At 67.0% G+C, this 24530-nt stretch carries 26 protein-coding genes and 3 tRNA genes; 13 read left to right on the top strand and 16 right to left on the bottom strand.

Features of this window, described 5'->3' with window-relative positions; translation table 11 throughout:
* Positions 1-256 precede the first annotated feature (256 nt).
* From NS2_RS13330 to NS2_RS13315, 4 genes are all read left to right on the top strand, one after another.
* Entirely contained in the window at positions 257-1399 is a 1143-nt protein-coding gene (locus tag NS2_RS13330) for a DNA cytosine methyltransferase (RefSeq protein ID WP_186817595.1), read from the top strand.
* Between the two features lie 9 nt (positions 1400-1408).
* Entirely contained in the window at positions 1409-1828 is a 420-nt protein-coding gene (locus NS2_RS13325) for a very short patch repair endonuclease (RefSeq protein WP_033087762.1), read from the top strand.
* 215 nt (positions 1829-2043) lie between these two features.
* Complete coding sequence (locus NS2_RS13320) at positions 2044-2712, top strand: DUF998 domain-containing protein (protein ID WP_230464016.1); 669 nt, start codon at positions 2044-2046, stop codon at positions 2710-2712.
* A gap of 27 nt (positions 2713-2739) precedes the next feature.
* The gene (locus NS2_RS13315) at positions 2740-3462 is read left to right on the top strand and encodes a maleylpyruvate isomerase family mycothiol-dependent enzyme (protein WP_033087761.1); all 723 of its coding nucleotides are present in this window, start codon (positions 2740-2742) and stop codon (positions 3460-3462) included.
* On the opposite strand, the gene NS2_RS13310 is transcribed toward NS2_RS13315, so the two are convergent.
* The 3 genes from NS2_RS13310 to NS2_RS13300 all read right to left on the bottom strand — a co-directional run bounded on the left by NS2_RS13310 (position 3425) and on the right by NS2_RS13300 (position 5494).
* Positions 3425-4192: an MmyB family transcriptional regulator gene (locus NS2_RS13310; protein WP_045439465.1), complete on the bottom strand. Its 768-nt coding sequence runs from the start codon at positions 4190-4192 to the stop codon at positions 3425-3427. The two genes, NS2_RS13315 and NS2_RS13310, sit on opposite strands and share 38 nt — an antisense overlap.
* A 580-nt stretch (positions 4193-4772) precedes the next feature.
* Complete coding sequence (locus NS2_RS13305; protein ID WP_033087759.1) at positions 4773-5204, bottom strand: type II toxin-antitoxin system VapC family toxin; 432 nt, start codon at positions 5202-5204, stop codon at positions 4773-4775.
* Positions 5201-5494 (bottom strand): hypothetical protein, encoded by a 294-nt coding sequence (locus tag NS2_RS13300; protein ID WP_083414807.1) that lies wholly within the window; start codon positions 5492-5494, stop codon positions 5201-5203. Before NS2_RS13300 ends, NS2_RS13305 begins: the two co-directional genes overlap by 4 nt.
* Before the next feature lie 175 nt (positions 5495-5669).
* On the opposite strand from NS2_RS13300, the gene NS2_RS13295 reads away from it, so the two are divergent.
* Positions 5670-5924 carry a type II toxin-antitoxin system Phd/YefM family antitoxin gene (locus NS2_RS13295; RefSeq protein WP_033087758.1) on the top strand — a complete coding sequence of 85 codons (255 nt, stop codon included), beginning with the start codon at positions 5670-5672 and terminating at the stop codon, positions 5922-5924.
* Between the two features lie 109 nt (positions 5925-6033).
* On the top strand, positions 6034-6363 hold the full coding sequence (locus NS2_RS13290) for a type II toxin-antitoxin system VapC family toxin (RefSeq protein WP_230464015.1): 330 nt from the start codon (positions 6034-6036) through the stop codon (positions 6361-6363).
* Positions 6364-6474: 111 nt separating this feature from the next.
* Here NS2_RS13290 and NS2_RS13285 read toward each other — a convergent pair whose 3' ends face one another.
* Together NS2_RS13285 and NS2_RS13280 are read right to left on the bottom strand one after the other, a co-directional pair.
* On the bottom strand, positions 6475-6786 hold the full coding sequence (locus NS2_RS13285) for a hypothetical protein (protein ID WP_033087757.1): 312 nt from the start codon (positions 6784-6786) through the stop codon (positions 6475-6477).
* Positions 6787-6794: 8 nt separating this feature from the next.
* Complete coding sequence (locus tag NS2_RS13280) at positions 6795-7952, bottom strand: hypothetical protein (protein WP_200885915.1); 1158 nt, start codon at positions 7950-7952, stop codon at positions 6795-6797.
* A 242-nt stretch (positions 7953-8194) separates the two neighbouring features.
* On the opposite strand from NS2_RS13280, the gene NS2_RS13275 reads away from it, so the two are divergent.
* Positions 8195-10537, top strand: a complete 2343-nt coding sequence (locus NS2_RS13275) for a DEAD/DEAH box helicase (RefSeq protein ID WP_228102582.1) — start codon at positions 8195-8197, stop codon at positions 10535-10537.
* A 9-nt stretch (positions 10538-10546) separates the two neighbouring features.
* Here the strand turns inward: NS2_RS13275 and NS2_RS13270 are convergent, their stop codons facing one another.
* From NS2_RS13270 to NS2_RS13250, 5 genes are all read right to left on the bottom strand, one after another.
* Positions 10547-11128 (bottom strand): hypothetical protein, encoded by a 582-nt coding sequence (locus NS2_RS13270; protein WP_033087755.1) that lies wholly within the window; start codon positions 11126-11128, stop codon positions 10547-10549.
* A 65-nt stretch (positions 11129-11193) separates the two neighbouring features.
* On the bottom strand, positions 11194-11418 hold the full coding sequence (locus NS2_RS13265) for a hypothetical protein (protein WP_143161504.1): 225 nt from the start codon (positions 11416-11418) through the stop codon (positions 11194-11196).
* Between the two features lie 167 nt (positions 11419-11585).
* Positions 11586-11658 (bottom strand) — tRNA-Arg (locus NS2_RS13260).
* Positions 11659-11695: 37 nt separating this feature from the next.
* Positions 11696-11785: transfer RNA gene (locus NS2_RS13255), tRNA-Ser, on the bottom strand.
* 88 nt (positions 11786-11873) lie between these two features.
* Positions 11874-12566 (bottom strand): dienelactone hydrolase family protein, encoded by a 693-nt coding sequence (locus NS2_RS13250; protein WP_033087753.1) that lies wholly within the window; start codon positions 12564-12566, stop codon positions 11874-11876.
* Between the two features lie 145 nt (positions 12567-12711).
* Between NS2_RS13250 and hisC the strand changes: the two genes are divergently transcribed.
* Positions 12712-13812: a histidinol-phosphate transaminase gene (hisC, locus tag NS2_RS13245; protein WP_033087752.1), complete on the top strand. Its 1101-nt coding sequence runs from the start codon at positions 12712-12714 to the stop codon at positions 13810-13812.
* Positions 13813-13946: 134 nt separating this feature from the next.
* Here hisC and NS2_RS13240 read toward each other — a convergent pair whose 3' ends face one another.
* The 5 genes from NS2_RS13240 to NS2_RS13220 form a co-directional block, all read right to left on the bottom strand.
* A complete protein-coding gene (locus NS2_RS13240; protein WP_033087751.1) occupies positions 13947-14993 on the bottom strand; it encodes an alpha/beta hydrolase in 1047 nt (348 codons plus the stop codon).
* A 23-nt stretch (positions 14994-15016) separates the two neighbouring features.
* On the bottom strand, positions 15017-16048 hold the full coding sequence (nicT, locus tag NS2_RS13235) for a Nickel transporter NicT (protein WP_147207176.1): 1032 nt from the start codon (positions 16046-16048) through the stop codon (positions 15017-15019).
* Between the two features lie 44 nt (positions 16049-16092).
* Positions 16093-16180, bottom strand: a tRNA-Ser gene (locus NS2_RS13230).
* Between the two features lie 64 nt (positions 16181-16244).
* Entirely contained in the window at positions 16245-16679 is a 435-nt protein-coding gene (locus NS2_RS13225) for a MarR family winged helix-turn-helix transcriptional regulator (protein WP_081985888.1), read from the bottom strand.
* A 174-nt stretch (positions 16680-16853) separates the two neighbouring features.
* Positions 16854-18032 carry an alpha-hydroxy-acid oxidizing protein gene (locus NS2_RS13220; RefSeq protein ID WP_033087748.1) on the bottom strand — a complete coding sequence of 393 codons (1179 nt, stop codon included), beginning with the start codon at positions 18030-18032 and terminating at the stop codon, positions 16854-16856.
* A 345-nt stretch (positions 18033-18377) separates the two neighbouring features.
* Between NS2_RS13220 and NS2_RS13215 the strand changes: the two genes are divergently transcribed.
* Entirely contained in the window at positions 18378-19370 is a 993-nt protein-coding gene (locus tag NS2_RS13215; RefSeq protein ID WP_033087747.1) for an NAD(P)H-quinone oxidoreductase, read from the top strand.
* Here NS2_RS13215 and NS2_RS13210 read toward each other — a convergent pair.
* Entirely contained in the window at positions 19367-20572 is a 1206-nt protein-coding gene (locus NS2_RS13210; RefSeq protein WP_033087778.1) for a cysteine desulfurase-like protein, read from the bottom strand. The two genes, NS2_RS13215 and NS2_RS13210, sit on opposite strands and share 4 nt — an antisense overlap.
* 329 nt (positions 20573-20901) lie before the next feature.
* Between NS2_RS13210 and NS2_RS13205 the strand changes: the two genes are divergently transcribed.
* The 4 genes from NS2_RS13205 to glfT1 all read left to right on the top strand — a co-directional run bounded on the left by NS2_RS13205 (position 20902) and on the right by glfT1 (position 24332).
* Positions 20902-21498 carry a bacterial proteasome activator family protein gene (locus NS2_RS13205; protein WP_033087746.1) on the top strand — a complete coding sequence of 199 codons (597 nt, stop codon included), beginning with the start codon at positions 20902-20904 and terminating at the stop codon, positions 21496-21498.
* Between the two features lie 218 nt (positions 21499-21716).
* Entirely contained in the window at positions 21717-22583 is an 867-nt protein-coding gene (gene wzm, locus NS2_RS13200) for a galactan export ABC transporter permease subunit Wzm/RfbD (protein ID WP_052086362.1), read from the top strand.
* 7 nt (positions 22584-22590) lie between these two features.
* Positions 22591-23412 (top strand): galactan export ABC transporter ATP-binding subunit Wzt/RfbE, encoded by an 822-nt coding sequence (wzt, locus tag NS2_RS13195; protein WP_033087744.1) that lies wholly within the window; start codon positions 22591-22593, stop codon positions 23410-23412.
* Positions 23409-24332 carry a galactofuranosyltransferase GlfT1 gene (gene glfT1, locus NS2_RS13190; RefSeq protein WP_045438584.1) on the top strand — a complete coding sequence of 308 codons (924 nt, stop codon included), beginning with the start codon at positions 23409-23411 and terminating at the stop codon, positions 24330-24332. Before wzt ends, glfT1 begins: the two co-directional genes overlap by 4 nt.
* Positions 24333-24530 lie beyond the last annotated feature (198 nt).

The raw sequence follows: 24530 nt of genomic DNA, 5'->3' as shown, positions 1-24530 counted from the left end.
AGGTGTCCGCACACTCGCGCTCCCCGGCCGGTATCACTCGCGACGGGGGACATCGTGATCAACATGCAATGGTGTGCGCCGGTTCTCGGCATTTCCGCACGCCATCGCATGCTGATCAATTGTCCTGGTGATAGCGGACGGCTCTGGGTGGGGGCTGTGGAACAGTGTTGATCACCATGGGGGTGTGGGTACTCGAGTAACCTGCTCGGGGCACGGGGACTCCGGGGTGAAAGGGACTGTTGTGACGGGCGCGCGGATGGTCGGGCTGTTCGCCGGGATCGGCGGGCTGGAGCTCGGGCTTGCGGCGCACGGGTGGCGCAGTGAGTTGCTGTGTGAGATCGACTCCGGTGCGCAGGCCGTGCTGGGCGCGCATTTCCCCGATGTGCCATTGCATTCCGATGTGACCAAGCTGCGTGCGCTGCCCGCCGGAACCGAGCTGGTGGCGGCGGGATTTCCCTGCCAGGACCTGTCGCAGGCCGGGCGCACGGCCGGAATCACCGGGGCCCGTTCGGGTTTGGTGGACGAGGTGTTCCGGCTGGTCAAGCGGAAGAAGGGCCCGCGCTGGCTGCTCATCGAAAATGTGCCGTTCATGCTGCAGCTCGGCAGCGGGGCGGCCATGCGCCACATCACCGACGCGCTCACCGAACTCGGCTACACCTGGGCCTACCGGGTGGTGGATGCGCGCGCGTTCGGGCTGCCGCAGCGCCGCGAACGGGTGCTGATGCTGGCCTCACGCACCGATGATCCGCGGCCGATCCTGTTCGGGGCGGATGCGGGCCCCCGCGATGGGGGCCATCCGGCGCAGGATCCGTGCGGCTTCTACTGGACCGAGGGCACCCGTGGGCTGGGGTGGGCGGTGAATGCCGTGCCGACGCTGAAGGGCGGCTCGGGTCTCGGCATCGCGAGCCCGCCGGCCGTGCGGCTGCCGTCGGGTGAGCTGGTGACTCCCGGCATCACCGACGGTGAGCGCCTGCAGGGCTTCGATCGGGACTGGACCACACCGGCTTTGACGGTTCCGGGCATTCGGCACGGGCATCGCTGGAAGCTGGTCGGCAATGCGGTGAGCGTGCGCATGGCCTCGTGGATCGCCGAGCGGATCACCAATCCGACCGACGACCCGGTGCCCGAGGGAGAACCGTTGACCCGCCGCAGCTGGCCCTCGGCGGCCTGGGGGCATGGCGGGGTGGTGCATCGGGTTCCGGTGTCCACCTGGCCCGTTCACGCGCCCTACGAGGATCTGCGCTGGTTCCTCGACGATTCCCGGCTGCTCTCCGCACGGGCGACCGCGGGATTCCTGCGCCGCACGCGCATGGGTTCGCTGCGTTTTCCCGAAGGCTTCCTCGACGATGTGGAGAACCATCTCGAGCGCATGGGGGGCGCGCCGCGCGAGGCGGCATAGGGTGCCCTGATGGCACAGGCGCGACCGGGCACCGATGCGGCGACCAGTGCCCGCATGGCCAAGCAGCGGCGGGTGGGCACGCAACCGGAGCTGGCGCTGCGGCGGGAATTACATCGGCGGGGCAAGCGGTTCTTCGTGGACAGGGCTCCGCTACCGGGCCTGCGGCGGCGGGCAGACATCGTGTTTCCCCGGCGGAAGGTCGCGGTTTATGTGGACGGATGTTTCTGGCACAGCTGCCCGGAGCATGCGACGCGACCGAAGAACAATGCACAGTGGTGGGCCGACAAGCTCGCGGGAAACGTCGCGCGGGATCGGGATACCGATGCCCGGCTGGCCGCCGCCGGGTGGACCGTGATCCGGGTTTGGGAACACGAGGGCGCGGAATCGGCTGCCGACCTGGTGATGCGGGCGCTGGCGCGCGGGGTGTGACGGGCGTGTTAACAAATGCGCCACAATGGACTTACGACCGGACCAGCCGACCAGTCCGGACAGATCAACTGCGGGCAGGGCAGTACGAGTAAGCGAGGCCAGCGAAAGCGAGCGCGGTGATGATGCCAACCGAGCAAAAACTAGCCGAGGCGGCTCCGGGTGAAAACGCTCGGCAGCCGCGGTGGCGCCGGGCGCTCCGCTGGTTCATCGCGATCTTGATCGCCGTCGCCGGGCTCGGCTACTCCTCCTGGGTGCTCGAGTTCATCCTGCCCATCCCCAGCGACCCCACCAATACCTTCCTCAGCCAGCTGGCCGAGAAGGGCGCACCCTTCCGGTGGGTGTTCACCACCGGTGACACCGTGTCCGGCTCGCTGCTGGTGGTGGCGGGACTGGGTGGCGTGCTGCTGTTCTCGCGGCGGCGCTACTCGACCATCGGCTGGGTGGCGCTGGCCTGCTTCGGCGCGGCCACCATCTCGGACGCGCAGTGGCCCATCGTGCCGGATGATCCGAGCAGGCCCAAACGCTATGTGGATACCGGGCTTTTCCCACAGCTGCATCAGATTCACGCGCTGACCAGCACCCTGGCCGTGTTCTCCATCTACATCGCCATGATCGCTTTCACCGTGGCGGCCTTCAAATATCGGCGCTGGCCGATCCTGCGGCACACCGGATTGTGGATTCTGATCGTGGGTTCCGCGGTGACGGCCTGGATGCTGATCGCCGACAATCTGCCCGGCAATTACGGTCTCGGCATCGCGCAGCGCATCCAGGTCGGGGCCATGTCGCTGTGGCTGGTGGCGCTGGCGGTGCAAATCGTTGTCGCCGAACGGGATTCCGGCATTCCGGCCCGCCGGGGGCGCACCGCCGCGACGTCCGGCCGCTGACCGCCGGAAGCGTCTAGGGTCGGATTCGTGACCAGCGACGCCCCGCAACTCGCCGAGACCACCGCCCTGCTCGACGCCGTCGCCACCGCGACCGCGCCACTCGTTCCAGCGGTCGCCGCCCTGACCGACGCCGACCTGGTCGAACCATCGCTACTGCCCGGCTGGACCCGCGGCCATGTGCTGGCCCATCTGTCCCGCAATGCCGACAGCCTGGTCAACCTGCTGCTGTGGGCCCGCACCGGCATCGAAACCCCGCAATACGCAAGTCAATTCCTCCGCGAAGCCGACATCGAGGCGGGCGCGCCCCGCCCCCTGCGCGAGCAACTGGAGGATCTCACCGCCTCCCACGAACGCTGGCTCGCCCTGGCGCGCGTCATGCCGCCGGACCGTTGGCCCGCCCTGGTCCGCAATCGTCAGGGCGGAGAAATCCCCGCCACCCGGATCCCCTGGATGCGGCTGCTCGAGGTGGAAATCCACCACGTCGATCTGAATGTCGGCTACACCCCGCAGGACTGGCCCGCCGATTTCGTGGCGCGATTGCTCGCCCAGTCGGTGGGTGAACTGTCCCCGAAGGTCGATTCCGCCCGTACCCTCACCGCCACCGACACCGGCTACACGGCCGTACTCGGCACCGGCGACCCCGTCGCGGCGGTGGCCGGTCCCGCGGCGGCGCTGACCGCGTGGCTCATCGGCCGTTCTCCCGGCACCGGACTCAGCGGCGATCTGCCGAGTCTGGGCGCGTGGAAGTAGCGGCCTCCGCGCGCACCGGAACGAGCCGGTAGGTGACCCACGAACTGTGCGGCAGATGCGGTTTGTCGATCTTGATGTGCAGGTTCCGGACGACGCCGGTACCCGGATCGGCGACCCGCAGGATGGGTCGCAGCGTCGCCGGACCGTCCGGATCGGTGGCGTACATCCGCTCGAATTCCGGATGCACCCGGCACCGCTCGATGATCTCGTTCAGCACGGTTTCGGGCACCGAGAGCGGCCCCATCATGCGCAGCCCGTAGGTGAATCCGTGCGCCACCTGCTCCCAGTCCACGAGCATCCGCTCGGCCTCCGGATCGGTGAACAGATAGCCGAGCAGATTCGACCGCGCCCGCAGCCCGGGAAAAGCGGCGGCCCACGCGGCATTGACACCGAGCACGTCGCCCTCGGGCAGCGCCAGATAGGCGGCCGGATAGGGCAGGTCCTCGAGATCGGCGAGCGCGTCGGCGTCGGGCAGGGCGGGCGAGGGTCCCAGCACGCGGTCCAACGCACCCGGATACAGCGCCGCCACGATGCGCTCCCGATAGATGTACGGAATCCCCAGCGCATCGAACAGCGCCCCCGCGAACTCGAGGCTCGGCGTCAGCGTCCCCGCCTCCACCTTCTCGATGGCCGACTTGGACCACCCGGTGCTCCCCGCCAGCTGAGCCTGCGTCATGCCGAGCGCATCGCGCCGCGACCGAATGAACACCGCCAGTTGCCCTTTGGACATCGACTCCCTCTCACTTCGCGGTCCGCCCCACCTCGCTCCGGGCCCGGATTCTCACCTCTGGTGCGACACCACCCTATTGACTTTCCCACACCGGAAAACAACCCTTGACCAGGTGCTGGAACCCGCATGCCCGGGGTTGGTGATGCGCGGGAGGGGTGCGCATCAACCCCACACCCCCGGCCGATCACAGCTCGCCACCTCCCCCACCACCCACTCTCCCCAAATGACAACGGCCCCAAACCGATTCGGTGTGGGGCCGTTGCCTTGCGCGCCCGGAGAGACTCGAACTCCCAACCTTCTGATCGAGAGTTTCGATCAACGTGCCGGTGGTGTGCAGGATTTCGGCACAAACCCGCAGTTGTCAGTTCAAGTCGGTAAGAACGACGGACCTGCACACCCTGCGGGTTTGGACCGGGAAATCACGCAAAGCGCACCCCGAATTCTTGGGGAAATTTTGGGGATAGGTCGAGTCCGTACACCCCGCCACCGCATGAGCGAGTGTCGATTCCATGCAGCCGGCCGCCCTGTGTCGAGGTCGCCGGTTTGCACCTCGCTCGGGTTCACGACCGACTCCGTCCGGTCAGCCGGTAGCCCCGGCGGGACGACTGACCGGCACGATCGTGACGAGGCCGTCGAGGCCCTCGAAGTCCTTCGGATTGGTCGTGTACAGCGGCAGCCCGTTGCGCGCAGCGGTGGCGGCGATCATGAGGTCGGCCGTCCGGCGTCGCGGCTGTCGGCCGATCGCATATACCGAAGCGCAGATCAGCCCGAAGATGCGCGCGGCTTCGCTGTCGTAGGGCAGCGCCTCTCCGAACGTCGCCTCCGTGTGCTGCAACACCGCAATCCGGCGAGCGCGCTTGATCGGATCGTCGGTGGCATACGGTCCCCGTGACAGTTCGCCCAAGGTGACCGCGGTGATAGCGGATTCGACGGGCAGTTCGGCCGGATCGAAAACCGACAACGCGGCGACGATGCTCGTGTCGAGCACGCCCCTCGCCAGGGGATCGTTCACAGGCCGGTCCCTTCGAACGGGTCCTCGGACAACTCGTCGGTGACGGCCGTATCCAGGTCACGCCGCAACTCCTCGTAGTCCAGCGTGGGAGCGGTAGCGAACATCGTCTGGGCCTGGCTGGTGCGGACGAAGCGGTGTCGCCTGATCGGCGTTACCTCGGCCAACGGCTCACCATTGATGGTGAGCAGGTATTTCCGACCTTCCCGCAGCCCGCGGGTCACGGCACCGGAGTCGTTGACAAATTGCCGGACGCTGACCTCGGTCGGCGGGGACATTTCCGGGACAGCCATAGATACACCGTACCACGCTGTGGCACGGTGCGGGTCTGATCGGGATGAAGATCTGCCAGCACACAGCGGGCACCGCCAACGCGCGACCGGCCACAACGGCCGAGAAGACCATCACATCGAACCCAATTTACGGCCATAATTCATCACCGAAATATGGCGACATAGGGGTTTGATCATGGACGTCGGAATTCGAGAACTCCGCGACAGCCTCACCCGTCACCTGGCCGAAGTTCGCTCCGGCCGCACCGTTACCATCACCGATCACGGACGGCCGATCGCCCGCATAGTTCCCGTCGAGCAGCCGACCAGACTCGAACAGCTGCGGGCCGAAGGGCGAATCCAAGCGGCACGCAAGAAGAAGCAGCCGGCGCCCACGCCCGTCCGTGGGAAAGGCATCGTCAGTCAGCTGATCGACGAGCAGCGCCGATGATCGGATACCGGGACACATCGGCGTTCGTACGGCCTGTTGATCGAGGAGCCGAACAGTCCGGCCCTGCCGCCGATGCTGGAATGACGCCGCCGCCGTGGTGTCAAGCCGGATGCTCTACGTCGAAACCGCTGCCGCACTGGCACAAGCCGACCGCATGGCACGCCTCGACGAAACCGGGCGTGCGGCCGGTCGACGACTCCTCGACCAACTCTGGCCACAGATAGATGTAGTCGAAGTGGACGAACCCCTGATCCTGCGCGCAGCACAACTGGCGGGCACCCTGGCGCTGCGCGGCTACGACGCGGTCCACTGCGCATCGGCCGAACAGTTGGAGGACACCGATCTCGTCGCCGCCTCGGGTGACAAACGCCTCCTCGACGCGTGGAGAGGTTTGGGAGTGGCGACCTTCGACACCAACGCGGCAGAGTCCACGACCTGAGCTTGATTTCGGGGCGCGCCGACCTCGTGCGGGTTTGCTCGCTCAGCCGGGTGGGCAGTGAGATCGGTCGGTATTGCGACCTTCATCTTTCCGCCCTGAACCTACACAATTTCAGCGTGCCCAATGTCGGTACGCCTCGATCCATTCGGCTCCGCTCGGAGGAGGCGAGGGCAAGGGGAGGTCGAGAATGCCGATTGCCTGGCGGGACCGCCCGTGGGTGCAGATGGCGACAATCCCACTGCCAGCCAGCAAGTCGATCGAGCTGACGGTGACCGTCAACCCGAAGACCTCCACCTCGAAAGGGGTCTCCAGGTGGTCGACGATCATGGTGTAGAAGCCGACCAGCTGTTCTTCGTCGCCGTAGGCGTCCACTGTGGCTTCTTCGACCATGGCCCGCAGCTGCGCTTCTGTGAGCCTGCCCATCTCGTGGCCTATCGGTTGCGACGGAGAAGTTCGGCCAGACGCTCGCCGACGACGGAGATGCTGGGCGTCGGCGCGCGATCGAAGAATTCCTTCTTGCGACGGCGCAGCAGAGCTTCTCCGTCGCGGTCCCAACAGAATCCGGGCTTTCCCAACAACTTACGGAACACCGGATCGGCCCCTTCCCGATGACGCTCGACCAGACGCCGGATCGGCAGTGTGGAAACGGAATCGTCACGCAGATAGCCGCGCAGCACCGCGAGGTAGGTCCGGTCGCCGGCGAGCGCGGGATCGGCGAACAGGGCCTCCAGCCGACCGAAGTCGCCATAGAAGTTGAGCCCTTCGACCTCGTCGTAGATCACGCCGACCGTCTCCGCGTCCCACAGCTGCTCGGGCAGTTCGGCAAGCATGTCAGGAGTCGGTCCGGCCGCGGCGGCGCGCTTGGCCGCCTTGTCGTCGAGACCCGCGAGTGCCTTCTGCCGGCGTCGCCGGTAATGCTCGCTCAGTCCCTCCCGGAACTCCTCCACCGGCAGCACCACCAGGTCGCCGCCGAACAGGTCGATGAAATCCGCGCGGTCCTGCGCCTGCATCTCCCAGGCTCGCCGCAGCAGCTCGGGGTTGCGGCGCAACAACTCCGAATGCGCGGTCAGTATGGTCAGGGCGTTCTGCGCTACTTGGCGCACCGCGGATTTGGGGAGCGCCACGAAATTTCCGCTGACGAGCCACGCATCAGCATCCTGCGACAGGGGCACAATCCTGGCGATGGCGAACATGCCCTTTCGCAGACGAGCGAACGGCGCAGCCCCGAGATTCGAATAGACGCGGTAGACCAGGTCGTCGATCAGGTTGTGCAGCACAATCTCGACCCCATCGACGAGCCTCACCTCGAAGCATCCCTCGACGACGTCGCGCCATCCCAGCAGCAGCTCCCGATCACCGCCGGACAGCGGCGGACGATGTTGAGCGACAAACCGTTCGACGACGGTACGACCGTCGGGCAGTCGATGCTGCAGCGCGAAATGATCGACGGTCAGAATCGCCAGGTCTTCGTCCAAATAGCCCTGATCGTCGGCGGCGTCGATCAGCGCGGCGGTCAACTGCCTGTCGAAACGCGAACTTTGCGCGAACGCCACCAGTTCCGCCTTGAGCTCACCGGCGCGATAGATCAACTCCTCGAGTGGACCGGCCGCAGCTCGCTGCGAATTCTTGATCGCCTTCAGAATCCTGTCCTTGCTCCTCAGGTGACGGTGCCGACGTCTCCAGACCCTACCGGTGACCGGCACCCAATAATCCGGAAACCTCACGGCAGCATGCGATTCCGCTGAAAATCCCCCTCAACAGGATGCGGTGTCTCACGATGTCCCTCACACACCGTCGACGAGCAGGGCAGTGCACGGCAGACTGGTTGCTCGTGGAACGCTATCCCGGAGAACTCGAAAGCCTCCGTGCGGAGACCGCTCGTCTGCGCCGTCTGCTCGATCTGACCGAGCAGCAGGCTCGTGCCGCCGCTCCGGACCAGACAGCGGTGGGTACGCCGGTCGACATGCGTTCCAGTCCGGAAGCCAAGGTCCGGTTCTATCTCGACCTTTTCGGTTGCCGCGACGACGTCTACGCGCTCCGCTGGGAGAACCGCCGTGACGGCCGTTCGGGTTGGATGCCTGCCATCCGAGGCCGATGGAGCAAAGGCAGGTCGCGGGCGGAAGCGCCGTATCTGCCGCTCACAGACGACGTCATCGCCGGTCATTTGCGCGGCGATCACCACGTCGGCCTGTACCCGCTCACCGACGATGACACCTGCTGGTGGGTAGCGGCGGACTTCGACAAGAGCGCGGCCATGCTCGATGCGCTGGCATTCCTGAAAGCCGCTCGCGCCAAAGACATTCCAGCAGCGCTCGAGGTGTCCCAGTCCGGGCGTGGCGCGCATGTCTGGATCTTCTTTGCCGAACCCACACCCGCGACCACGGCGCGGCGGATCGCTACCGGCCTGCTCGCCGAGGCAATTCAGCTGCGCGGCAGCATGAGTCTGTCCAGCTACGACCGGCTGTTCCCGTCGCAGGACACCCATACCGGCCGCGGCATGGGCAATCTGATCGCCGCACCACTCAACGGCACCCGACGCCGACACGGAACCACGCTGTTCTTGGATCCGGCCACCCTCGAACCGTTCGACGACCAGTGGGCGTACCTGTCGAGCATCCCCCGGCTGTCGCCGAAACAGGTCGACGCACTGGCCGCCGGACTCAGCGAACCGAAGGTCGGCCACAATGTCCGGCGGCTTCAGCTACCGACCTCGTCGAAGATCGTGCCCCGCCCGGCACCGATCATCCGTGCAACGTTCGAGGCGCGGCTCCAGCTGAGCATTGCCGATCTCGGCCCGGCCATGATCTCAGCGGTCAAGCACGCCGCCTCCATCCCGAATCCGGAGTTCTATACCCGCCAGCGCGCCCGCCGAAGCACCTGGGACACACCACGATTCCTGCGCAGCTACGACGAAACCCTCGACGGCGACCTGATCCTGCCCCGCGGACTACTTGCCCTGCTCACCACCCTCGTCGAATCTGCCGACAGCACACTGAATATCGACGACAACCGCATCGGCGGCAGCGAGCAATCCTTCACCTGCGCGAGCGAGCTGCGGCCCGAACAGCACACCGCGTTGCACGCCATCGAATCCCAGGACACCTGCGTGCTGGTTGCGCCGCCCGGTACCGGAAAGACCGTGATCGCCTGCGCGGCAATCGCTTCCCGCGCCAGGTCGACATTGATCCTCGTGGACCGCAAAGCCCTCGCCGACCAATGGCGAACCCGGATCCTCGAATACCTCGGCATCAAATGCGGACAGATCGGCGGGGGCCGCTCCAAAACCACCGGGGTAATCGACGTCGCCCTGTTACCCACCCTCGCCCGCCGCGCCAATGTCGATGAGCTCACCCGCGACTACGGCTTCGTCGTGGTCGACGAATGCCACCACATCGCCGCCTCCGCCTTCACCGAGGTCCTCAACCAGATCCCCGCCCGCTACTGGCTCGGTCTCACCGCCACCCCATACCGGCGCGACCAACTCGACGACCTCATCTACCACCAACTCGGCTCACACACCCACACTATCGACGCACCCGCAGCAGGCCAGCTGCCGGCGAGCGGCGACGCGCCCGCACCGCATCGAGTTCTCCACGTGCACCCAACCCAATTCGCCTATGACGGCGACGCCGATCCCAGCCAGCCCGGCGGGATCGCCGAGATCTACCGCGCACTCGTCGCTGACGACGACCGCCTGAAACAGATCGTCACCGATGTCCTCGACGCGCATCAGGCGGGTGCCAACATTCTGGTCCTCACCACCTGGGTCGACCACGTCGACGCACTCGCCAAACACCTCACCGCCGCTGGCTGCGACGACATCATCACCCTGCGCGGCGGGACGAAAGCCCGTGAACGCCAGGCCATCATCGAATCGATCGCAACGCGCGCAGCCAGCGGTGCCCCGCTGCTGCTCGTCGGTACCGGCTCCTACATCGGCGAAGGCTTCGACTGCCCTGCCCTCGACACGCTGTTTCTCGCCGCACCCGTCTCGTTCAAGGGCCGCCTCGTCCAATACGCCGGACGCATCACCCGCTCCCACCCCGGCAAGACCACCGCGACCGTTCACGACTACCACGACGTCCTCACCCCCGTGATCGCCTCCTCGCTACGCAAACGCGCACCCGGGTACACCGAACTCGGGTTCCCAGACCCACGGAAACCCGGACACTGACCCAAGGCATCAGTCCGCGTCGACGGTGCCGATCTTCCGTCCGTGGAAGTAGAAGTCGCAGTAGATGCCGAATTCGTCGACCATGTCCGCGAACTCGTCGAACAGGCGCTGCGGTGGAAGCGTTTGAGTGAGCATCGCTTTCAAGAACTCGGTGGCGGTGCCCTCGTAGAAGCCCCAGCGGCTGTGGGTCTTGCTGCCGACCACGATGGGCCAGGCATTCGGGTCGGCTCCGGTTGAGTGCCACAGGCAGTATCCGCCGTCGGCGAGTTTGCCCCACGCGGTCAACGATTGCGGGTCGAGGGTGAACCCGTCGGGGATGTGATCGCATTCCGGGGGCAGGTCCGGATTCTCCAGACGTTCACGCGCGTCCCGGATCCACCCGGCCAGATCAAGTGAGGGTGCAGTGGCATTCGGCACGGACAGCCGCACGATCGAAGAGAACTCGGATTCGCCATAAGTGTCGACCAATCGCTTGTAGTCCTCCGGCAGGGCCGTTCCAACCTGCCGCTCGACGGCTCCCCAGTCCACGACGGGCCGCGCCACGGTCTGCGGCACCGGGAGCATGTCCTGCAAGTCGTCGGGCGCAGTCATGAATCGAGTCCTGCGCCTAGGGAGTTGTCGATGATGGGAGGGAGCCACATCGCGGCGAGGACTTCTCAACTCAGCCCCAGTCGGCGCAGCTTGCTTCCCCGCACCGAGAAGGTGCGGGCGACCGTGCTCGAATCTCTTGTGCAGTAGGTGTCGTACCGGGCTTCCTCATCTGTGAACGGATTCCAGTCGATACCCCACTTGCGTAGCCACGCCCGGACGTCGTCCTGGATCCAGCCCTCCTCCCCAATGCGAGTGAGCACCACCACCCATGGATCGGACGCATCAGTCACCCGAAGCAGTATGCACCGCATCGGCCTTACTCAAGGCTGGTCTGACGGCAGCCAGCAGGTGGAACGTTTGGCCGCGAATTCTTGGCATATTCTTGGTGGAGGTCAAATAATGCCCGCCGAACCAAGAAGCCCCTGACCGATAATGCCTGGTCAGGGTCTTCTTCTTGCGCGCCCGGAGAGACTCGAACTCCCAACCTTCTGATCCGTAGTCAGATGCTCTATCCGTTGAGCTACGGGCGCAGGATTATTCAGTTTGTTCACTCGGCGTACCGAGTGGTGGCGGAGGCGAGAGGATTTGAACCTCTGGTCCCCGTGAAGGGACAACTCATTAGCAGTGAGTCCCATTCGGCCGCTCTGGCACGCCTCCTGGTGCCCCTCTTCGAGGGCACCGGTTCCTTTCGAACCGCCGGGACAGAAGATTACACAGCGGGTGACCAATAGGCCAAATCGGCTGGTCAGCGTAGGTGGGAGTCGAACCATTCGTAGATTCTGGCCTGCGCGTCGAGGACGTAGGCGTCGTCGAGGGCGGACGGGTCGAAGCCGGGGTGGTCGGGGCGGTGGTGCAGGCCGGGGTAGGTGACCACGAGGGTGGCGACGTCGGCGCGGGCGGCGGCATCGCGGAGGCGGTCGACCTGGTCGAGCGGGGTGAGGGGGTCGTCCTCGCCGAAGAGGCCGAGCCAGGGGGCCTTCAGGTTGGGGGCGGCGGCGAGCAGGGCGACGGCCTGCGGGGTGAGGGGTGTCTCGATGCCGGGGGCGGCGATGCTGATGGCCGCGCCGACACGGCGGTTGGTGGCGACCAGGGCGGCGGCGGTGCCGGCGGAGTCGAAGCCGAGTACGCCGATGCAGTCGCGGTAGACGCCGTGCCCGGTGAGCCAGTCGAAGCAGACGTCGAAATCGGCGAACAGGTCTTCGCCGAAGACGCGGTCGGGGGTGTTGCCGTTGGCGGGCCGATGGAAGAGATCGGGTGCCAGGACGGTCCAGCCGTCCGCGGCGAGCGCGTGCATGAGTTCCAGCAATGGCTCGGTGAATTCACGTGATTCGTGCAACACCACGATGCCGCCGCGAGCGTGTCCCTCGGGCTCGAGCACCGTGAGCGGAACGGTGCTGGTGTCGTGCACAGGGGCGTGTTCTCGATAGATGCCCGACATAGGGCCACTGTAGTTGCGCTAGGTAAAAACGCGATAAATCTTTCCGGGGGTCCGGTATTCCGGAGATATTCCGGCCGAGCGGCATTCGAGCAACCGGGCTCACACCCCGAGGCGGCCGGAAACAGCCGGGACATAGGGTGGAGGGGTGAGCGCGCACATTCGCCCGGACCTCGATGCCATCCCCGCGTACGTCGCCGGGAAGACCCACCCCGGCGCGGTGAAGCTGGCCAGCAACGAGACCACCTTCCCGCCGCTGCCGTCGGTGACCAAGGCCATCGCCGAGGCGGTCGAGCTGTCCAACCGGTACCCGGACAACCACTCCATCGAATTGCGCGGCGCCATCGCGGATTTCCTGGGCGTGGAGCTGGAGAACGTGGCGGCCGGGTGCGGCAGCGTGGCGCTGTGCCAGGAGCTGGTGCAGATCACCTGCCGCAATCCCACCGACGAGGTGCTGTTCGCCTGGCGCTCGTTCGAGGCGTACCCGATCGTCACGCAGGTGGCGGGGGCCAAGGCGGTGCAGGTGCCGCTGGATGGTGAATTCACCCACGATCTGGACGCTTTGGCGGCCGCCATCACCCCGAACACCCGGGTGGTATTCGTCTGCAACCCGAACAATCCGACCGGTACCGCGCGCGGCAAGGCCGAGATCGTCGAGTTCCTCGACAAGGTCCCGACCGACGTGCTGGTGGTGCTGGACGAGGCCTACTTCGAGTACCTGCGCATGCCCGCCGAGGACTTCCCCAACGGCGTCGAGCTGGGCCGCACCCGGCCCAATGTGCTGGTGCTGCGCACGTTTTCGAAGGCGTACGGCCTGGCCGGGCTGCGCGTCGGGTACGCGGTCGGCGCGCCCGAGGTGATCACCGCGCTGATGAAGGTGCACATCCCGTTCAGCGTGAGCCGGGTGGCGCAGGCCGCGGCCATCGCCTCGCTGGAGGCCCGGCACGAGCTATTGGAGCGCACCGATGCCGTTGTGGCCGAACGCGATCGCATCCGTGACGCGCTGCTGGCAGCCGGCTACCGGGTGCCGGTGAGCCACTCCAACTTCGTCTGGCTGCCGCTGGGCGACCGCAGCGCCGAATACGGCGCCGCCAGTACCGAAGCCGGGGTCATCATCCGGCCCTACGGCACCGACGGCGTGCGCGTCACCGCGGGCGACCCGCACGAGAACGACGCCTTCCTGCGCTTCGCCACCGACCCGGAGATCGTGGCACAATTCCGCCTCTCCGGGCCTTCAGCGCACGGCTGAGAGCCGTCGACGTCGAGAACGCGGGCCGGCGGTTGAGAGCCAACCCGATTTTGGACGTACCCGGTGAGTTACCCCTACCGTCGCGAAATACGTTGTCACTTTGGCATACGCCGAGACATTGAGGCGACGGTCGGCTAACCCACGCCGAGCCCAGCCGCCATCGTGGGCCAGGAGCGGGGCAGTTCGTCGGCCCAGTAGGGCCAGGAGTGGGTTCCGGTGGGTCGGCGGTTCACCGTTGCCGGAATGCCCAATTGCGCCAGCCTGTCGGCCAATTGGCGGGTGCACATGTCGGCTCCCGCCTCGATGGGCCCGCCGAACAGCACCGCGTTGCGCAGATCCGGATTGCCGGGGGTGTCGTGCTCGCCGGGCATGCCGTTGCCGGAGGACAGGTAGACGGCCTTGCCGCGCAGGGCTTCCGCGTGACCGAGGACGTCGTGGGCGGCCCACTGCGGATCGTCGGACGGGCCGAACATATTGTCCGGGTCGCCGCCAAAGGTGCCGACCACGGCGCGCGCCTGGGCCTGGCCGAAGTCGGAACTCATTGCGTAGCAGCCGCTGTGGGCCGCCACGGCGCGATAGAGGCCCGGATTGCGGGTGGCGAGCATCATGGCGGCCTCCGCGCCCATGGAGACGCCCTCGAGGCCGTTCATGCCGTCGCCGTCGAAGCGGGCGTCGATGAGCGGGGGCAGTTCGCGGGTCAGGAAGGTCTCCCAGCGATGGGTGCCGAGCTTGGGATCGCTGTGCAGCCAATCGGTGTAGTAGCTGGCGGGGCCGCCGAGGGTGAAGGCCACGTTCACGTTCTTGTCGGCGAAGAAGGACAGCGCGCCGCCGCGCGCGGTCCAATTGTTGACCTCGGCGGCTGCGCTGCGGCCGTCGAGCATGTAGACGGTGGGGCGCGGCGAGTCGCGGCGCGCGGGGAGCAGCACCTGGACCTGGACGGTGCGGCCCATGGCCGGGGAGGCGACGAAGACGTCGAAGAGGTTGCCGGAGAGGGGCTCCACGCGGTCGATGCGCGCCCGCCCGGGATGCACGGGATCCACGCCGGGCGCGGATTCCTCATTGGAGCCGGTCTCGACGGGCGGATCCGTCAGGGCCGGAGCTGATTCGGTGACGACCGCACCCGCCAGCAGCACGACACCTGCAAGGGCACCGAGGAGGCGACGCGCGCTGCGGCTGACCACTCAGCCACATTTACCAGAAACGATCAGTCGGCGGCGAGATCGCGTTCCCAGCGCGTCTCGATATCGGTGAAACGCCAGACCGCGAGCGCCGCCGCCCAGGTGAGTGCGAACAGCCCGACGATGATGTAGCCGAGGGCGCCCAGGTCCAGGTTCCCGATCCAGGCCACGAAACCCGATGTGATCTCCAGCTTTTCGACGAAGATCGAGACGATCTCCTGCACGCCGATGAGCAGCGCCACCGCCACCGAGAGGCCGGTGATCACCAGGTGGTAGTAGATCTTGCGGACCGGCCGCGCGAAGGCCCAGTCGTAGGCGTGGCTCATGAACGCGCCGTCGAGCGAGTCGAACAGCGCCATGCCCGCCGAAAACAGCAGGGGCAGCACCAGAATCGCGTACCAGGGCAGCCCGGTGGCGGCCGCGCCGCCCGCGATGACCAGCAGGCCGACCTCGGTGACGGTGTCGAAGCCGAGCCCGAACAGCAGGCCGACCGGATACATCTGCCAGGGCTTGCGCACCAGCCGCATGACCGGCCCGAGGAACCGGTTGAGCAGGCCGCGCTCGGCGAGCGCCCGTTCCAGCGCCGCCTCGTCGAGGTCGCCGCCGCGCATGCGCCGGTACACCCGCCAAATCCCGATCAGCGAAACGAGATTGAGCAATCCGATGGCGATGAGGAAGCTCCCGGAAACGGTCGTCCCCCACAGCCCGGTCCACTCGTGCAGGCCCGACCCCTGATTCTCCAGCGACCCGGCCAGCGCCCGCACCCCGAACGCCAGCAGCGCCACCATGACGAACACGATGCTGGAGTGCCCGAGCGCGAACCAGAAGCCGACGGTGTGCGAGCGCGCACGACCGTTCTCCGCCACCAGTTTTCGCGTGGTGTTGTCGATGGCGGCGATGTGGTCTGCGTCGAAGGCGTGCCGCATGCCCAGGGTGTAGGCGGTGATCCCGAGCCCGACCCCGAAGACCGAGCCCTGCACCACGTGATGGCCGGGCACCACGAACAACAGCAGGGTGCCCCAGCCGAGAAGGTGAAGCGCGAGAACGGCCAGACCCATACCGATCCAACCGCGCACGCACACACCTCATCATCGATAAGAAATGGCGGAAGCGGAGGGATTTGAACCCCCGGTTGCTTTCACAACGCTCGCTTTCAAGGCGAGTGCATTCGGCCGCTCTGCCACGCTTCCAGGCGACTGATGGTAGCTGATGGCGCGTGCGGTCTGCCTCCCACTTCTGGTTCCGGCGGATCGGTCAATCGAGATCGGCTATCTCCCGGGCACCGGCGCGGTGGTCGGCGGCCAGGTTCACCAGGTCGAGGGCGGCGGCGACGGCGGCCAGCTGCTGGGGTGTGAGCAGGTCCACGAAGAAGCGGCGGACGGCGGCCACGTGACCGGGGGCGGCGGCGCGCAGGCGGCGCAGGCCCTCGTCGGTGAGCTGGGCCAGCACGCCGCGGCCATCGTCCTCGCAGGCGATGCGGCGGACCATCCGCTGGGCCTCCATGCGGCGGATCTGGTGGGTGAGGCGGCTGCGGGAGGAGAGCACGCCGACGGCGAGATCGCTCATGCGCAGCGCGCGGCCCGGCGCCTCGGAGAGCTGCACCAGGATGCGGTAGTCGGCGAAGGAGAGGTCGCAGTCGCGTTGCAGCTGGCGGTTGAGGTCGGCCATCAGGCGCTGGCTGCCGTCCATGTAGGCCCGCCACGCCCGCTGCTGTTCGGGGGTGAGCCACCTGGGTTCGGCCGAGATCCGGCCACCAGTGTCGACGGCCGCACGCTCGGTGTTGTGACGGCGGTTGATCGCCCCTCCTCCGCTCGGCGGCCCGGACGCACTCTTCCCAGAGCAGTGTTCCTCCCCGGCGCGGCGCTAAACGCGGTACGAGGAGATCATGGTGCGACTCAGGTCGTGCAGGCTGGTGCAGCCCGAAAGCCCCATGGCCGCATCGAAATCCGCGAGCAGGGTGCGCAGCGCGTGCCGCACCCCGTCGGCCCCGGCCAGGCCCAGACCGTACACCCAGGGCCGGCCGTAGAGCACCGCCTTGGCGCCCAGCGAGAGCGCGATCATGACATCGGAGCCGGTGCGGATCCCGGAGTCGAACAGCACATCCGCGCGATCGCCGACGGTGGCGACAATGGTGGGCAGAGCATCGAGCGCGCCGACCGCGCCGTCCACCTGGCGGCCGCCGTGATTGCTCACCACCACCGCGTCCGCACCGGCGTCCACCACCTGGCGCGCGTCGTCGGGGTGCAGCACGCCCTTCACGGCGATGGGCAGTTCGGTCCAGTCGCGCAGCCGGGCGATATCGGCCGGGCGCAGACCGTGATTCCCGAAAAGTCCGATCCAGGTGAGGACCGCCGCCTGCAGCGCCTCGGCGCTCTGCTCGGGCGGGGCGGCGAGCCTGGCGCGGAAGACCGGATCGGATAAGTAGTTGGCAATGCCCTTGCCCTGAAGGAACGGCAGGTGCCCGAGCTGCAGATCGCGGGGCCGCCAGCCCAGGCTGGGGGTGTCCGCGGTGACGACAATGGCCTTGGCCCCGGACTTCTCGGCGCGTTCCACGAAGGAGCGGGCCAGCTCGGTGTCGTTGGGCCAGTACAGCTGATACCACCAGTCCCCGGCCCGTTCACCCACCTCCTCGATGGTGGAGGAGGCGGCGGTGGACAGGCACATGCCGATGCCCAGTTCCCGGGTCACCTCGGCGACCACGGTCTCGCCGCGCTCGTGCAGCAGGCCGAGTACGCCCACCGGGTCGGTGAGAATCGGTGCGGCCAAATGGGTTCCGAGCACCTCCACCGAAAGATCGCGCGCCCCCGGGCCGCTCGCGCCGCGCAGGATGCGCGGCAGCAGCCGGTATTTCTCGAAGGCGGCGAGATTGGCGTGCGCGGTGCGCTCGGCGGACGCGCTGCCCGCCACATAAGCGAAGGCCGCCGGATCCAGCACTTCCCGAGCCCGCTCTTCCAGACCCGCCGCCGTCATCGGTAGCGCCGGGACCGTGCCCGCCAGGCCGGAGAGATAGATCTCGTTCTGGAAATCGACGAAACTGCTCATGCCCCGGAACGCTAGTACCTTCCACCCCCGCGCGGAGGGGGTCGAAGTTACTTTCCCGGAGCGTAACTTTCGGGTCCGGAAATGTCGGTTTCGGTCGGTAAATGCCGGACGCGGTCAGCGCTTGCGCACGCGGACCAGGGCGCGCGGCGCGTCCTCCGCGACGAAGCCCGACATCGCCATGGCCGCCAGGATGATCATGCCGCCGAGGCCGGACAGGGTGGTGATCATGGAATCTCCTTTCGAATCCCTCCGTTCCACGGTGACGGCCGATGCTGAGCGGATGCTGTGCCGACGCCGAGGAGAGCCTGACACTAATCGGTGATCTCCGGTCGTACGCTCGTTTTCATGTATGCGGTGACGCTCGACGGTTTCGGTGGGCCCGAGGTCATGAAATGGGCGCAGGTGGAGGACTTGCCCGCGCCCGGACCGGGCGAGGTTGCGATCGATGTGGTGGCCGCGGGGGTGAATCGCGCGGACCTGTTGCAGCGGCAGGGTTTCTACCCGCCGCCGCCCGGGGCCAGCGACATCCTGGGGCTGGAGGTGTCCGGCGTGGTCGCGGAAGTCGGTGCCGGGGTGCGGGATTGGCGGGCCGGGGATCGGGTGTGCGCGCTGCTGTCCGGTGGCGGCTACGCCGAGCGGGTGCTCGTGCCCGCGACCCAGGTGCTCCCGGTGCCGGAGGGGCTGGACGTGGCCGCGGCGGCCGCACTGCCGGAGGTGGCGGCCACGGTCTGGTCCAATCTGGTGATGACCGCGGGCCTGCACAGCGGGCAATTGCTGCTGATTCACGGGGGTGGCAGCGGAATCGGCACGCACGCCATCCAGGTGGCGCGGGCGCTGGGCGCGCGGGTGGCGGTCACGGCGGGCTCGCAGTTCAAGCTGGAGCGGTGCCGGGAATTGGGCGCGACGGTGCTGATCAATTACCGCGAGCACGATTTCGTGACCACGCTGCACAGCGAATATCCCGGCGCGGACATCATTCTCGACAATATGGGCGCGGCGTATCTGGAACGGAACGTCGAGGCGCTGGCCGAGGACGGGCACCTGGTGGTGATCGGCATGCAGGGCGGGGTGAAGGCGGAATTGAATCTCGGTGCGCTGCTGGCCAAGCGGGGTGCGATTCACGCCACCAATCTGCGGCGGCGGCCCGAGACCGGACGCGGGTCGAAGGCGGAGATCATCACCGAGTTGCGCCGCCACCTGTGGCCGCTGGTGTCCGACGGGACCGTGGTGCCGGTGGTGTCGGCCGAGATTCCGGTCACCGACGCCGCGCAGGCCCACCGCCTGCTGGACTCCGACGAGACCGTCGGCAAGGTGGTCCTGCAGATCCGGGAGCCCTAGGTGTCGAGCGCCGCGAGCGCGCGGCCCAGCTGCTCGATCTCGAATCTCGTTGTGTAGGGCGCGAGTCCGATGGTCACGGCACCGCCTTCGTCATTGACGCCCAGGGCGTCGAGGAGGCGGCTGCCGCCGTGCGAGCCGCTGAGCGTGCCGATGCGGGCATCGGCCAGCTTGGCCGAGACCTTCTCCGCCTGCATGCCCGCGATGGTGAAGCTCACCGTCGGGATGCGGGTGGAGGCCCGGCCGATGACGGTCAGGTTGGGGATGGTGTCCAGTACCGCCATCAGATCCTCGAACAGCGAATCGTGGTGGTCCTGCAGCGAGGTGATCGACATCTCCAGGCGCTCGCGGCGGGTGCCGGTGGCGCGCTCGTCCAGCCCGGCCAGATAGTCGATGGAGGTGGTGAGCCCGGCCAGCAGCGCGTACTGGTGGCCGCCCACCTCGAGCCGTTCCGCGCCCTTGGCATAGGGATTGAGCGACATGGACGGAATCCGGTCCAGGAACGCGGGATCACGGAAGACCAGTGCGCCGATCTGCGGGCCGCCCCAGGCGGGTGCGCTGAGCGCGATCACGTCGGCATTGAGTTCGTCGATATCGATGAGCGCGTAGGGCGCGGCCCCGAAGCAGTCGGCGACCAGTAAACCGCCGACCTCGTGCACCCGGTCCGCGGCCACCCGCACCGCGGGCGCGGAGCCCACGATGGGTGAGGCGGCGGTCAGCGCCACCAGCCGGGCGGTGGGTCCGATGAGTTCCTCGAACTGCCAGGCCGGCATTTCGCAGGTCTCGATCTCGACTTCGGCCCAGCGCACATGCGCGCCATAGCGATTCGCGATGCGCAGCCACGGCGCGACATTGGCCTCGTCATCCAGGCGCGACAGCACGATCCCGGTGCCCAGACCCAGCCGGGAGCTCAGCGATTCGGCCAGCCAGGCCAGCAGTACCGCGCGATCGGGTCCGAGCACCACACCCGCCGGATCGCCGCCGACCAGATCGGCGACGGCCTCACGGGCCGCCTCCAGGATCGCGGCACTGCGCTTGGCCGCGCCATGCCGGTTCGTATGGGAGAAGGCGGAGGTCCGGAAACCCGTTGAGACGGCCCGGGATACCGAATCCGGGACCAGCATGCCCGCTTGCGGGTCGAGGTGGATCCAGCCGTCGCCCAGGGACGGTATGAGGCCCCGCACCCGTGCGACGTCGTAAGTCATGCTGGCCACTCTAAAGGGAGAGGGCACAACTGGGTAACGGTAGGCAGTGTTTGATTGCCTCCGCTTCGCTCCGGCAGGGTTCGCGGCCCTGAAGGTCCCGGTCTTCCCTCCTCCGCTCCTCCGCTTCGCTCCCGTTTCCGCTCCAAGCGCTGGGTGGTGGAGCGCAGTCCAGCCCGGGACGGGCCGCGAACCGCCAGGTGGTCGGTCACTCGGCCGTGGAACATCGGAGCGGACGTCCGGCATGTTTCAGGCCTCATTTCGGACGACCAGGTATTGCGAACTGGGGTGGCGCTGGGCAGGTTCGGGCCGCATTGGGCAGGATGGGGGGCATGACGCAATCGGATGGGGTGCCGGAATCCATCGTCGTGCTCGGCCCCGAGGGAAAGCCGCTGTTCATCCCGGCGGCGGCGCAGATCGGCGGCGAACCGGTGGAGATCACCGGACAGCTTGTCGGTGCGGATAATTCGGACGAGACGGACGACTCGCGAGATCCGGAGTCGCTCGCGGACATGGTCGAGCAGCCCGCGAAGGTCATGCGCATCGGCACCATGATCAAGCAGCTGCTCGAAGAGGTCCGGCACGCACCGCTGGACGACGCCTCCCGCACCCGCCTGCGCGAGATCCACCGCACCTCCATCCGCGAACTGGAAACCGGCCTGGCCCCGGAACTCCGCGAGGAACTCGAGCGGCTGGCCCTGCCCTTCACCGACGACACCATCCCCTCCGACGCGGAACTGCGCATCGCCCAGGCCCAGCTGGTGGGCTGGCTCGAGGGCCTGTTCCACGGCATTCAGACCGCGCTGTTCGCCCAGCAGATGGCGGCCCGCGCCCAGCTCGAGCAGATGCGCCAGGCCCTGCCCCCGGGCATGAGCCACGGCGGCGACCCGCGCGGCGGGCCGAGCTCGGGCGGCGGACAGTACCTGTAAGCGGTCGACCTGCAGGTTCGCGGCGCGTCTCGTTCTGGACTGAGTGGAGCCGGAGGAGCGAAGCGGGGGAGGCGGAGGGAGGGAAGAACGAGACCTCCAGCGCCGCGAACCCGCCCCGGAGCGCAGCGGAGGGGCAAGTTGGGCACAGCTTCTCGTCGCAAAGGTAGAGCTATTAGATAAGGTCGGGTGCTGTGCCTGCTGCCGCTCCCCCCGACTCGGTGACTACCGAGGCTGCGCCGGATAATTCCCCGGTGCCGCTAGTGTCGGACTCTCAGACGTTCCGTCGCGCGTTCAAGGACTTCCGGGACGGATTCTCGCAGCGCGAGCTGTGGCTGTCGCTCGGCTGGCAGGACATCAAACAGCGGTATCGGCGCTCGGTGCTGGGTCCCTTCTGGATCACCATCGCTACCGGTGTGCAGGCAGCGGCCATGGGTTTCCTCTACGCCACCCTGTTCCATCAGCCGCTGCACACCTACCTGCCCTATGTGACGGTCGGCCTGATCGTCTGGAATGTCATCAATGCCAGCATTCTCGAGGGCTCCGATGTCTTCGTCGCCAATGAGGGCCTGATCAAACAGCTGCCGTCGGCACTGAGCGTGCACGTGTATCGCCTGGTGTGGCGGCAGTTCCTGTTCTTCGCGCACAACCTGGTGATCTATCTGGTCATGCTGGTGGGCTTCGGCGTCTTGCGGGATCTGCACTGGACGGCCATCCTGGCGATTCCGGGCATTCTGCTGCTGTTCCTCAATGCCATGTGGGTGTCCATCGCCTTCGGCATCTTCAGCACCCGCTACCGCGATATCGCGCCGATCCTCGGCAGCATGACGCTCATGCTCTTCGTGCTGACGCCGGTCATGTGGAGCACCAAGTCGCTGCACGATCAGGGCGGCACGGTGAGCGAGCGGGCCCGGCTGGTCGAGCTGGTGCCGACCTACCATTATCTGGAGATCGTGCGCGCGCCGCTGCTGGGCGAGCCGCAGCCGCTGCGGTCCTGGATCGTGGTGCTGGCCATTACGGTCGTCGGCTGGGCCGTCGCCGTGCTGGCCATGAAGCAGTTCCGTTCCCGCGTCCCCTACTGGGTGTGAAGGCTCAATGACCGACCATGTGAGTATCGAAACCCAGAACGCGTGGGTGGAGTTCCCGATCTTCGACGCCAAGTCCCGTTCGCTGAAGAAGGCGTTCATGGGCAAGGCGGGCGGTGCCATCGGCCGCAACCAATCCGACGTGGTGGTGGTCGAGGCGCTGCGCGACATCAATCTGTCGCTCAAGGAAGGCGATCGGGTCGGCCTGGTCGGCCACAATGGCGCGGGCAAATCGACACTGCTGCGCCTGCTTTCGGGCATTTACGAACCCACCCGCGGCAGCGCGCGGATTCGCGGACGCGTCGCGCCGGTCTTCGATCTCGGTGTCGGCATGGATCCGGAGATCTCCGGCTACGACAACATCATCATTCGCGGTCTGTTCCTCGGGCAGACCCGCAAGCAGATGCTCGCCACGATCGATGAGATCGCTGAATTCACCGAGCTCGGCGACTATTTGGAAATGCCGCTGCGCACCTATTCCACCGGCATGCGGGTGCGGCTGGCCATGGGCGTGGTGACCTCCATCGATCCGGAGATCCTGCTGCTCGACGAGGGCATCGGCGCGGTCGACGCGGAGTTCATGAAGAAGGCGCGAACCCGGTTGCAGGAATTGGTGTCCCGCTCCGGTCTGCTGGTGTTCGCCTCGCATTCCAATGAGTTCCTGGCGCAATTGTGTGATTCCGCTCTCTGGATCGACCACGGCAACGTGCGGATGCACGGTGGAATAGAGGAAGTCGTGCGAGCCTACGAGGGCCCGGAGGCGGGTGATCACGTGGCGCAGGTGCTGCGGGATCTGGAACGTGAACGTGAACCGGAACGGAATCCCGCATGAGTGAGCAGTCCACCCCCATCTACGGCGATGATGCGCGCATCGTCGCCATCGTGGTCACGCACAAACGCCGGGAACTGCTGGCCGAGTCGCTGAAGGTGCTCGCGAGCCAGACCCGGCCGCTGGACCATTTGATCGTGGTGGACAACGGCAATGAGGCCGAGGTCGGGGAGCTGGTCAAGCAGCAGCCCATGGAGACCACCTACCTGGGTTCGGAACACAATCTGGGCGGGGCGGGCGGTTTCGCGCTCGGCATGCTGCACGCGCTCACCATGGGCGCGGACTGGGTGTGGCTGGCCGACGACGACGGGCGGCCCGAGGGGCCGGAAGTGCTTGCCACGCTGTTCGATTGCGCCAAGCGGCATCAGCTGGTCGAGGTGTCGCCGGTGGTCGCCGATATCGACGATCCGGATCGGCTGGCCTTCCCGCTGCGGCGGGGGGTGGTGTGGCGGCGACTGCGGTCGGAGCTGGGAGACGAGGATTTCCTGCCAGGGATCGCGTCGCTGTTCAATGGCGCACTGGTTTCCGCCGAGGCCGTGGACAAGATCGGCGTGCCGGATCTGCGGCTGTTCGTGCGCGGCGACGAGGTGGAGGTGCACCGGCGGCTGGTGCGGTCGGGGCTGCCCTTCGGCACCTGTTTGCAGACCTCCTACCTGCACCCGAACGGTTCGGCCGAGTTCAAGCCGATCCTGGGCGGGCGCATGCACACCCAGTACCCGGACGATCCGATCAAGCGGCACTTCACCTATCGCAATCGCGGGTACCTGATGGCGCAGCCGGGCATGCGAAAGCTGTTGCCACAGGAGGTTGCCCGATTCGGGTGGTTCTTCCTGGTGCAGCAGAAGGATCCGGCGGGGCTGATGGAGTGGCTCCGACTACAGCGCATGGGCCGCCGCGAGCAGTTCGACAAGCCCAAATCCTGACGCTCGAAAAATACGTTGCGCCAACGGGGACAGCCTGCGAAGGTTGTCCCCGTTCTTGTTCGGCTGGAGTCTCCCCGAGACTCGCGAGGGAGTGAAGGAGGTGGATCACGTGACAGCGACAGTGCGGATTGTCGTGCCCGGGCGAGCGGTCGCCCCGCGCGTATCCACCTCGAATACCACTCGCTGAGTCCGCGATCC

The sequence above is a fragment of the Nocardia seriolae NBRC 15557 genome, assembly GCF_007990715.1.
Taxonomy (GTDB): Bacteria; Actinomycetota; Actinomycetes; order Mycobacteriales; family Mycobacteriaceae; genus Nocardia; species Nocardia seriolae.
This window is presented reverse-complemented; position numbering and strand designations above follow the sequence as displayed.

What these genes read in the sequence shown, in the direction of transcription:
- NS2_RS13330 (WP_186817595.1), top strand. Translation starts at nt 257, where the DNA reads ATGGTCGGGCTGTTCGCCGGGATCGGCGGGCTGGAGCTCGGGCTTGCG.
- NS2_RS13325 (WP_033087762.1), top strand. Translation starts at nt 1,409, where the DNA reads ATGGCACAGGCGCGACCGGGCACCGATGCGGCGACCAGTGCCCGCATG.
- NS2_RS13310 (WP_045439465.1), bottom strand. Translation starts at nt 4,192, where the DNA reads ATGTCCAAAGGGCAACTGGCGGTGTTCATTCGGTCGCGGCGCGATGCG.
- NS2_RS13300 (WP_083414807.1), bottom strand. Translation starts at nt 5,494, where the DNA reads ATGGCTGTCCCGGAAATGTCCCCGCCGACCGAGGTCAGCGTCCGGCAA.
- NS2_RS13295 (WP_033087758.1), top strand. Translation starts at nt 5,670, where the DNA reads ATGGACGTCGGAATTCGAGAACTCCGCGACAGCCTCACCCGTCACCTG.
- NS2_RS13290 (WP_230464015.1), top strand. Translation starts at nt 6,034, where the DNA reads ATGCTCTACGTCGAAACCGCTGCCGCACTGGCACAAGCCGACCGCATG.
- NS2_RS13285 (WP_033087757.1), bottom strand. Translation starts at nt 6,786, where the DNA reads ATGGGCAGGCTCACAGAAGCGCAGCTGCGGGCCATGGTCGAAGAAGCC.
- NS2_RS13270 (WP_033087755.1), bottom strand. Translation starts at nt 11,128, where the DNA reads ATGACTGCGCCCGACGACTTGCAGGACATGCTCCCGGTGCCGCAGACC.
- NS2_RS13250 (WP_033087753.1), bottom strand. Translation starts at nt 12,566, where the DNA reads ATGTCGGGCATCTATCGAGAACACGCCCCTGTGCACGACACCAGCACC.
- nicT (WP_147207176.1), bottom strand. Translation starts at nt 16,048, where the DNA reads ATGGGTCTGGCCGTTCTCGCGCTTCACCTTCTCGGCTGGGGCACCCTG.
- NS2_RS13225 (WP_081985888.1), bottom strand. Translation starts at nt 16,679, where the DNA reads ATGGACGGCAGCCAGCGCCTGATGGCCGACCTCAACCGCCAGCTGCAA.
- NS2_RS13220 (WP_033087748.1), bottom strand. Translation starts at nt 18,032, where the DNA reads ATGAGCAGTTTCGTCGATTTCCAGAACGAGATCTATCTCTCCGGCCTG.
- NS2_RS13215 (WP_033087747.1), top strand. Translation starts at nt 18,378, where the DNA reads ATGTATGCGGTGACGCTCGACGGTTTCGGTGGGCCCGAGGTCATGAAA.
- NS2_RS13210 (WP_033087778.1), bottom strand. Translation starts at nt 20,572, where the DNA reads ATGACTTACGACGTCGCACGGGTGCGGGGCCTCATACCGTCCCTGGGC.
- NS2_RS13205 (WP_033087746.1), top strand. Translation starts at nt 20,902, where the DNA reads ATGACGCAATCGGATGGGGTGCCGGAATCCATCGTCGTGCTCGGCCCC.
- wzt (WP_033087744.1), top strand. Translation starts at nt 22,591, where the DNA reads ATGACCGACCATGTGAGTATCGAAACCCAGAACGCGTGGGTGGAGTTC.
- glfT1 (WP_045438584.1), top strand. Translation starts at nt 23,409, where the DNA reads ATGAGTGAGCAGTCCACCCCCATCTACGGCGATGATGCGCGCATCGTC.